General features: G+C 71.1%; 8 protein-coding genes and 1 pseudogene. 6 read left to right on the forward strand and 3 right to left on the reverse strand.

From position 1 onward, the window contains the following. Window positions 1–185: pseudogene (locus NBX02_RS08900) on the reverse strand (hypothetical protein); the annotation flags it as partial. A gap of 115 nt (window positions 186–300) precedes the next feature. Here NBX02_RS08900 and hppD point away from each other — a divergent pair. The 4 genes from hppD (at window position 301) to NBX02_RS08920 (ending at window position 6,066) form a co-directional block, all read left to right on the forward strand. Next, window positions 301–1,533 (forward strand): 4-hydroxyphenylpyruvate dioxygenase, encoded by a 1,233-nt coding sequence (hppD, locus tag NBX02_RS08905; RefSeq protein ID WP_250285725.1) that lies wholly within the window; start codon window positions 301–303, stop codon window positions 1,531–1,533. Window positions 1,534–1,625: 92 nt separating this feature from the next. Next, entirely contained in the window at window positions 1,626–2,915 is a 1,290-nt protein-coding gene (locus tag NBX02_RS08910; RefSeq protein ID WP_250290880.1) for a homogentisate 1,2-dioxygenase domain-containing protein, read from the forward strand. A 48-nt stretch (window positions 2,916–2,963) separates the two neighbouring features. Beyond that, on the forward strand, window positions 2,964–4,217 hold the full coding sequence (gene fahA / locus NBX02_RS08915) for a fumarylacetoacetase (RefSeq protein ID WP_250290882.1): 1,254 nt from the start codon (window positions 2,964–2,966) through the stop codon (window positions 4,215–4,217). A 271-nt stretch (window positions 4,218–4,488) separates the two neighbouring features. Beyond that, complete coding sequence (locus NBX02_RS08920; RefSeq protein WP_250285728.1) at window positions 4,489–6,066, forward strand: AAA family ATPase; 1,578 nt, start codon at window positions 4,489–4,491, stop codon at window positions 6,064–6,066. A gap of 176 nt (window positions 6,067–6,242) precedes the next feature. Here NBX02_RS08920 and NBX02_RS08925 read toward each other — a convergent pair whose 3' ends face one another. Further along, window positions 6,243–6,671, reverse strand: coding sequence for a type II toxin-antitoxin system VapC family toxin (locus NBX02_RS08925; RefSeq protein WP_250285729.1), 429 nt, complete (start codon window positions 6,669–6,671; stop codon window positions 6,243–6,245). Between the two features lie 4 nt (window positions 6,672–6,675). Next, a complete protein-coding gene (locus NBX02_RS08930; RefSeq protein WP_250290884.1) occupies window positions 6,676–6,957 on the reverse strand; it encodes a hypothetical protein in 282 nt (93 codons plus the stop codon). A 285-nt stretch (window positions 6,958–7,242) separates the two neighbouring features. Here NBX02_RS08930 and NBX02_RS08935 point away from each other — a divergent pair, with 285 nt between their 5' ends. Both NBX02_RS08935 and NBX02_RS08940 read left to right on the forward strand, forming a co-directional pair. Further along, complete coding sequence (locus NBX02_RS08935) at window positions 7,243–7,431, forward strand: hypothetical protein (RefSeq protein ID WP_250290886.1); 189 nt, start codon at window positions 7,243–7,245, stop codon at window positions 7,429–7,431. Continuing rightward, window positions 7,419–7,844 carry a PIN domain-containing protein gene (locus NBX02_RS08940; RefSeq protein ID WP_250281760.1) on the forward strand — a complete coding sequence of 142 codons (426 nt, stop codon included), beginning with the start codon at window positions 7,419–7,421 and terminating at the stop codon, window positions 7,842–7,844. The genes NBX02_RS08935 and NBX02_RS08940 overlap by 13 nt, the downstream gene beginning before the upstream one ends. Window positions 7,845–8,101: the final 257 nt, after the last annotated feature.

Genomic DNA, 8,101 nt, shown 5'->3' on the forward strand with positions numbered 1-8,101 from the left:
CGTGGCCACCGGGCGGCCAGCCGCCCACCCGGTGCCGAGAGGTCCGGTGGGGGAGAAGCGTCCGGCATGGTGGGCGCGACCCGTTCCGCCTCGCCCGGCGCCCGGCGCCCGGTGCCCGGTGCCGGTGCCCGGTGCCGGGGGTCGGGGGCCGGGGGTCGGGGGCCGGGGGCTCGATCGGCCCTCACGGAGCGTCCTCCCGGCAGGCCGGGCAGAGGAGTTGCGCGGTATTTGTTCGTGCGGTGTGCTTACTGTCCGGCAGGAAGCCGTCCTCAACTCCACGGAGGATACGGAGGATCGGTCATGAGCGGCAGCGAGATCTCCACCAGCCGGCGGCGGCCGGCGGAACCCGGCCTCGACCAGATACGCCGCCTCGTCGGGCTGGTGGAGCACGACACGGCCGCGGACCCCTTCCCGGTCGCGGGCTGGGACGCCGTTGTGTGGTCGGTCGGCAACGCCACCCAGTCCGCGCTGTTCTACCAGGCCGTGTTCGGTATGGAACTGGTCGCCTACAGCGGGCCCGAGACCGGCAACCGTGACCACAAGGCGTACGTGATGTGCTCCGGAGCGGTCCGGTTCGTCCTCAAAGGCGGGGTCGACCCGGCGTCCCCGCTGCTGCGCCACCACCGCCGGCACGGGGAAGGGGTGATCGATATCGCCCTGGATGTCCCCGACGTCGACCGCTGCGTCGCCCACGCCCGCGTGCGGGGGGCGGCGGTCGTCGAGGAGCCCCACGACCTGCGTGACGAGCACGGCACCGTCCGCCTCGCGGCCCTCGCCACCTATGGCGAGACCCGGCACAGCCTCGTCGACCGCAGCCGGTACACCGGCCCCTACCTGCCCGGCTACGTCAGCCGTGTCAGCCGTACCGGCCGTACCGGCGGTACGCCCGGCCGGGCGCGGCCGGTGGGCGGAGCCGGCCGGCTGTTCCAGGCGCTCGACCACGTGGTGGGCAACGTGGAGCTGGGCCGGCTGGACGAGTGGGTCGCCTTCTACAACCGGGTGATGGGCTTCACCACCATGGCCGAGTTCGTCGGCGGGGACGTCGCCACCCGGTACTCGGCCCTGATGAGCAAGGTTGTCACCAACGGTAACCACCGGGTGAAACTCCCCCTCAACGAGCCGGCGATCAGCGCACGGCGCTCCCAGATCGACGAGTACCTCGACTTCTACGACGGTCCCGGCGTCCAGCACCTGGCGCTGGCCACCAGCGACATCGTCACCACCGTGGATGTCCTGCGGGCCCGGGGCGTGGAGTTCCTCGACACCCCGGACGCCTACTACCGCGACCCCGGGCTGCGCGCCCGCGTCGGCGAGGTGCGGGTCCCCGTCGAGGAGCTGCGCACCCGCGGCATCCTGGTCGACCGCGACGAGGACGGCTACCTGTTGCAGATCTTCACCAGGCCGGTCGGCGACCGGCCGACGGTGTTCTTCGAGTTCATCGAGCGGCACGGGGCGCTCGGCTTCGGCGTCGGCAACTTCCGGGCGCTGTTCGAGGCCATCGAGCGTGAGCAGGCCAGACGCGGCAACCTCTGACGCCGGGGACATCCGCGGGCCCAGGACGCCGGCGGCACCGGGCACGCCGGAGCCGCCGGGCCGCCAGGGCCGTCGGGTGGGAAGGACATGCCATGCCCCACTACCGGGCCGTGGGCGACGTTCCGCCCAAACGGCACACCCAGCACCGCGGCCCCGACGGGGGCCTCTACCGCGAGGAGCTGCTGGGCGCGGAGGGCTTCGCCGGGGAGCACGCGCTGCTGTACCACACCGGCGTGCCCGCCGCGATCGCCGACGCGGCGCCCTGGACGCCCGCGGACCTGACCACCCACCCGAACATCCCGCTGCTGCCCCGGCACTTCCGGCTGCCGGCGCTGTTCAACGGCACACCGCCCGGCACGCCGCCCGGCACACCGCCTGGGACGCAGCCCGGCACACCGCCCGGCACGCAGCCCGGGACACCGCCCGGTAAACAGCCCGGGGACGTCGACGTGGTCACGGGACGGCGGCTGGTCCTCGGCAACGCCGACGTACGCATCTGCTACGCCGTCGCGGGCGCGGCCAGCCCGCTGTACCGCAACGCCATCGGCGACGAGTGCGTGTACGTCGAAGCCGGCGCGGCAACCGTGGAGACGGTCTTCGGCACGCTTGGCGCCCGTCAGGGCGACTACGTGATCCTGCCCCGGGGCGTCATCCACCGCTGGATCCCGGACCCGGCCGCGCCGCTGCGCGTGTACGTCATCGAGGCGGACTCCCCTCTCGCCCCGCCGCCGCGCTACCTGTCCCGGCACGGGCAGTTCCTGGAGCACGCGCCGTACTGCGAGCGGGACCTGCGCCCGCCCGCCGGCCCGCTGCTGGTGACCGGAACCGACGTGGAGGTGCTCGTCAAGCACCGCGGCTCGCGCGGCGCCAACGGCGGCGTCGCCGGGACCCGCTACCGCTGCCCCAGCCATCCGTTCGACGTGGTGGGCTGGGACGGCTGCCTGTACCCCTACACGTTCAACATCGCCGACTTCGAGCCGGTCACCGGACGGGTGCACCAGCCGCCGCCCGTCCACCAGATCCTCGCCGGCCGCAACGTCGTGATCTGCAACTTCGTCCCCCGCAAGGTCGACTACCACCCGCTGGCCGTGCCGGTGCCCTACTACCACTCCAACGTCGACTCCGACGAGGTGATGTTCTACTGCGGCGGGGACTACGCGGCGCGCAGGGGCTCCGGCATCGGGCCGGGCTCGGTCAGCCTGCACCCGGGCGGGCACACGCACGGCCCGCAGCCGGGCGCGGTGGAGCGCTCGCTCGGGGTGGAGTTCGTCGACGAGCTCGCGGTCATGGTCGACACCTTCCGTCCGCTCGAGCTCGGCGAGGGCGCCCTCGCCTGCGATGACGGCCGCTACGCCTGGACCTGGGCGAACGGGGACAGCTGATGACGCCGGACCCTGATGACGCCGGACCCTGATGACGCCGGACCGCTGATGACGCCGGGCACCCCGCCGCCGGCCGGGCCGCTCGACGCCGCCGCGTCCTGGCTCGGGGTGGAGCACGGCGATCCCTTCGGGATACACACGCTGCCCTACGGCAGTTTCACCACACCGGACGCGCCGGGCGCGCGCGTCGGCGTCGCGATCGGCGAGCACATCCTGGACCTGACCGCCGCCGCCGACGCGCTCCTGCCGGAGCACGCCGGGCTGTTCACCGCGGGCAGCCTCGACCGGCTGCTGGCCGCCGGCCCCACCGTGTGGTCACAGGTCCGCTCCCAGGTGCGGCGTTGGCTCGTGGACGGACGGTACCGGCGCGCCGTCGAGCCGCTGCTGCTACCGGCCGCGACGGCGACCCCGCGCCTGCCGTTCACGGTCGCCGACTACGTCGACTTCTACGCCAGCGAACAGCACGCCACCAACCTGGGCCGCATCCTGCGCCCGGACGGCGACCCCCTCACCCCCAACTGGAAGCACCTGCCGATCGGCTACCACGGACGCTCCGGCACGGTCGTCGTCTCCGGGACGCCGGTCGTGCGCCCGCGCGGGCAGCTGCGCGCCCCGGACGGCGAGATCACGTTCGCGCCGACGGCGCGGCTGGACCTCGAGGCCGAGGTCGGCTTCGTCGTCGGCACCCCCTCGCGGCCTGGGCGCCCCGTGCCGCTGGCGGCGGCGGAGCGGCACGTCTTCGGCGCCTGCCTGGTCAACGACTGGTCCGCCCGCGACATCCAGGCCTGGGAGTACGTCCCGCTCGGCCCGTTCCTCGGCAAGGCGTTCGCCACCTCCGTCTCCGCGTGGGTCGTGCCGCTCGACGCGCTGCGGCACGCCCGGGTGCCCGCCCCGCCGCGCGACCCGCCTCCGCTGCCCCACCTCGACGACACCGGCGCGCCGCCGGGGGGCTTCGACATCGAGCTCGCGATCTCCCTCAACGGGCACCCGGTCTCCCGGCCGCCGTTCGCCGGCATGTACTGGACGCTGGCCCAGCAGCTCGCCCACCTGACGGCGGGCGGCGCGCCGCTGCGCACCGGTGACCTGCTCGCCTCCGGCACGGTCAGCGGCCCCACCCGCGCGCAGTACGGGTCACTCGTCGAGCTCACCTGGAACGGGACCCAGCCCCTGGCCCTCCCCGACGGCTCGGCCCGCACCTTCCTCAAGGACGGCGACGAGATCGTCATCACCGCCACGGCCCCCGGCCCGCACGCAACCGTCATCGGCCTCGGCGAGGTCCGCGCCCGTATCCTGCCCCCCTGACCGAAGCCGTCGATCAGGGGGAATGAGTACGAAAGTGGCTGCCATGGCAGCCACTTGCTCCCTCATTGTCATGATCCGGCGATCCAGGGACGGCACAACATCGACGGCTGACCGCGCATCGCGCCAGCGCGGGACCCGCCAGCGCTGACCGCTGTCGGCGAAGGCGTGCTGGTGTCTCGACGTGGTAGATCGTCGATCAGTGTTCGGCGGCTGCGTAGGGTGGTGAACGGAACATGCCCCCGTGCGCCAGTCCCATGGAGAGTGACGATCGATGAGCCGCCGGTTCAACACCGCCGGCCCGTGCCGGCCCGGGATCGACTACATGATCCCGGCGGTGTCGCGGCTGCCGGAGGCACCTGGCCTCATCGACCAGGAGGGCTACTTCGTCGTGCACGCCCCCCGGCAGACGGGCAAGACCACGACGTTGCAGGCGCTCGCCGACGAGCTGACCGCTGCCGGCCGGTACGCGGCGCTGCTGTTCTCCTGTGAGACCGGCCGGGCTACCGGCGACGACTACGGCGCGGCGGCCCGTGCCGTTCTCGACCGGATCCGGGCCGACGCCGAGGACATGCTGCCAGCGGACCTGCGCCCACCGCCGTGGCCACAGGCGTCGGAAGGTACCCTCATCGTCGAAGCGTTTCGGGCCTGGGCGCAGGCCTGCCCACGCCCCCTGGTGCTGTTTCTCGACGAGATCGACGCGCTCCAGGGCCAGACGTTGATCAGCGTCCTCAGCCAGCTCCGCGACGGCTACCGCGGCCGCCCCAACCGTTTTCCCGCCTCAGTCGTGCTGTGCGGCCTGCGCGACGTCCGCGACTATAAAGCAGCCTCCGGCGGTGACTCGTCTCGTTTGGGGACGTCCAGCCCGTTCAACATCAAGTTGGAGTCGTTGCGGCTGGGGGACTTCACCCCGGACGAGGTCGCCGCACTCTACGCCCAGCACACCGCGGACACCGGCCAGGTGTTTACTCCGGACGCGGTGGATCGGGCGGTGGAGCTGACCGCTGGCCAGCCGTGGCTGGTCAACGCGCTGGCCCGTGAAATCGTCGAAAAGATCGCCGTCCCCACCTCCGAATCGATCACTGTTGGTCATGTGGAGCAGGCCAAGGAACGGCTGATCCTGGCGCGGGCGACGCATCTGGACTCGCTGGCCGCGAAACTCGCCGAACACCGGGTCCGCCGCGTCCTCGAACCCGTCCTCGCCGGTACCCTGCCCGAACTCGACCCCTACGACGACGACCTCAGCTACACCCGCGACCTCGGCCTGATCACCCCGAAACTCCCCGTCCGCGTCGCCAACCCCATCTACCACGAAGTCATCGCCCGCGTCCTGACCGCCAACAGCGAAGCCCAGGTCCTCGCCGACCCCCGCGCCTTCGTCCGCTCCGACGGAACCCTCGACTTCGGCCTCCTCCTCCGCGAGTTCGCCGACTTCTGGACCGAACACGCCGACGTCCTCGTCCGCGGCATCGTCTACCACGAAGTCGCCCCCCAGCTGGTCTTCATGGCCTTCCTCCAACGCGTCGTCAATGGCGACGGCCATGTCACCCGCGAATACGGTGTCGGCCGTGGCCGCATCGACCTGCACATCCGCTGGCCCTACACGGCATCGGACGGCAAACGCCACTGGCAACGCGAAGCCATCGAACTCAAGGTCCGCCATCCCGGCGACACCGACCCCCTCCGCCGCGCCCTCACCCAACTCGACAGCTACCTTGACCGCCTCAACCTCCCCACCGGCACCATCGTCATCTTCGACCGCCGCCCCGACGCTCCGCCCGTCCACAAACGCACCCACATCGACACCGTCACCAGCCCCGCCGGCCGCGCCATCACCGTCCTACGAGCGTGACGAAGGCCCGCCCAAGAAGCGCTGACGAGAACAGATCGCGCGGCATTCACACGCGGTGCACTGACCTTTTGAGACCGCGTCTTCGGCCTCACCAGGTGGGCGCCCCGGACTTAGGCCGTGCACTTCCGGAAGATCGATTTTGGTCATGAGCTACGAAAACACCAGCTAAGATCAAATTAGCCAGGCAGCTCGGGATAGCGGCCCGGGGTGGTGACGACGAGGCCGGACTGGGTGCAGGCCATCGCGAGCCGGTCGTCGTAGGTCAGCATCTGGTCGGCGTCCAGGAGGAGCGCCGAGGCCAGGTGGATGGCGTCCAGTGACCGGAGTACCGGTGGCCCGACCCGTCGTGCCAGGCTCACCACCTCGGGTGACAGCGGATGCTCGGCTATTCCGGACAGGGCGGCGTCCGCGTGGACGGTCGCGGACGCCGCGTCGGCGCCGAACCGGGCACGTAGCGCACGGGTCACCTCGATCCACGCCAGCGATGACGACACCAGCAGATCGCCGTCCGCATGATGTCTGTCGACCGCCGCGACCAGGGCCGACGAGTCCGCTTCGGCAACCAGTCGTTTGAGGATCGCGCTGCTGTCCAGGTAGATACGCACGCTTCTACAGCCGGTCGTCGCGGTCGAGCAGGTCGAGGCTGGTCGTGCCTTCGGGCAGGGTGAGCGTGGGCGTGACGCGACGATACGGCGTGCGTGGTGGAAGAACGATCCCCGCGGTGAGCAGTGGCTCCCGGGTGCCGAGCGATGCCGGTCCGCCAGCGGCGAGCGTCCTGAGGTGCCGGTCGACAGCCTCGCGAAGGATCTCCTGCTGCGAACGGCCGGACCGGTCCGCCTCGGCGCGTAGCGCGGCCTCGGCCTCGGGACGGAGACGAAGGTTCACAGCCATAATGATGATGGTACACGGCTGGTACCAGAAGATATACCGTCCAGCCGCCCCAAGCCGCCCGCGAGAGGAGATGCCGTGGGCGTGCTGTGAGGGTGTTCCGGATATCCGACGATCGGACACCCGGTCACGTGACGTCTGTCCGCGGTTTCAGCCGCTGCCGGGCCAGAGGGAATATCAGAGGATCTGAATCAGCTACTGTGAATCTCATGCGGGTGATGACGGCTTCCGAGGCGTCCCGGATACTTCAGCGCGTTTCTCGACGACGCTGAACACGGTGAGACGATCGTGGTCACCCGTAGCGGCCGGTGCGTCGCTGTGATCATGCCCGCGCCGCAGGGCAACGGTGAGGCGTTGCGGGAGGTCTTCCACCGCTGGGGTGCTCGCGCGGGTGTCGACGACGGGTTCGGGGCCGATGTCGCGGCTGCCCGGGAGGCTTCTTCCGCTGAGTGGGACACCGACCCGTGGCACGACTGATCCTGGACACCGGTGTGCTGGTCGCCGGTGCCGGTGGCCTGTTAGATCTTGCGGTCATGAGTGACGGGGACGACGTCGTCCTACCGGCCCTCGCGCTCGCCGAATACACCGTCGGGGTGCTGCTGGCCTCGGATGAGGCCACTCGCGCCGCGCAACAGGCGTTCCTCACCGACGTGCTCTCCGTGACTCCGGTCGAGGACTACACCCCGGACGTCGCCCGGCATCACGCGCAGCTCCTGGCCCATGTACGCCGTACCGGCGCGCCCCGCGGAGCTCCTGATCTCATCATCGCGGCGACGGCGCGTGCCACGCAGCGGGTACTGGTCACCACTGACAAACCTGCCCGTTTCGACGAGCTGCCCGACGTCGCCACCCGCCTGGTAGCCACCCGCCTGGTAGCCACCCGCCGGTGACGGAATTCCGACCGGCTCACAGCGCGTAGGCGGATATCCCGGTAGACGCCAGGTCAACGGAGAGGCTTCCAGCCGTCTGTCGTAGTCTCCGACGGGATGGGACGGTACGTGCCCTCACCGGTGCGACGAGCGGTGATCTCTGGAAACCTCGCCACGCGGCCTGGTCGGCCGCTCCCGCGCTGGCGTTGGGTGGCATGCTCCAGGGATGATCATCGGTGGCCGGGCGCGGGGCGGCAGGGCGCGCGGCAGGGTTCACG

Source organism: Protofrankia sp. CiP1_Cm_nod1, from assembly GCF_920888515.1.
Lineage (GTDB): Bacteria > Actinomycetota > Actinomycetes > Frankiales > Frankiaceae > Protofrankia.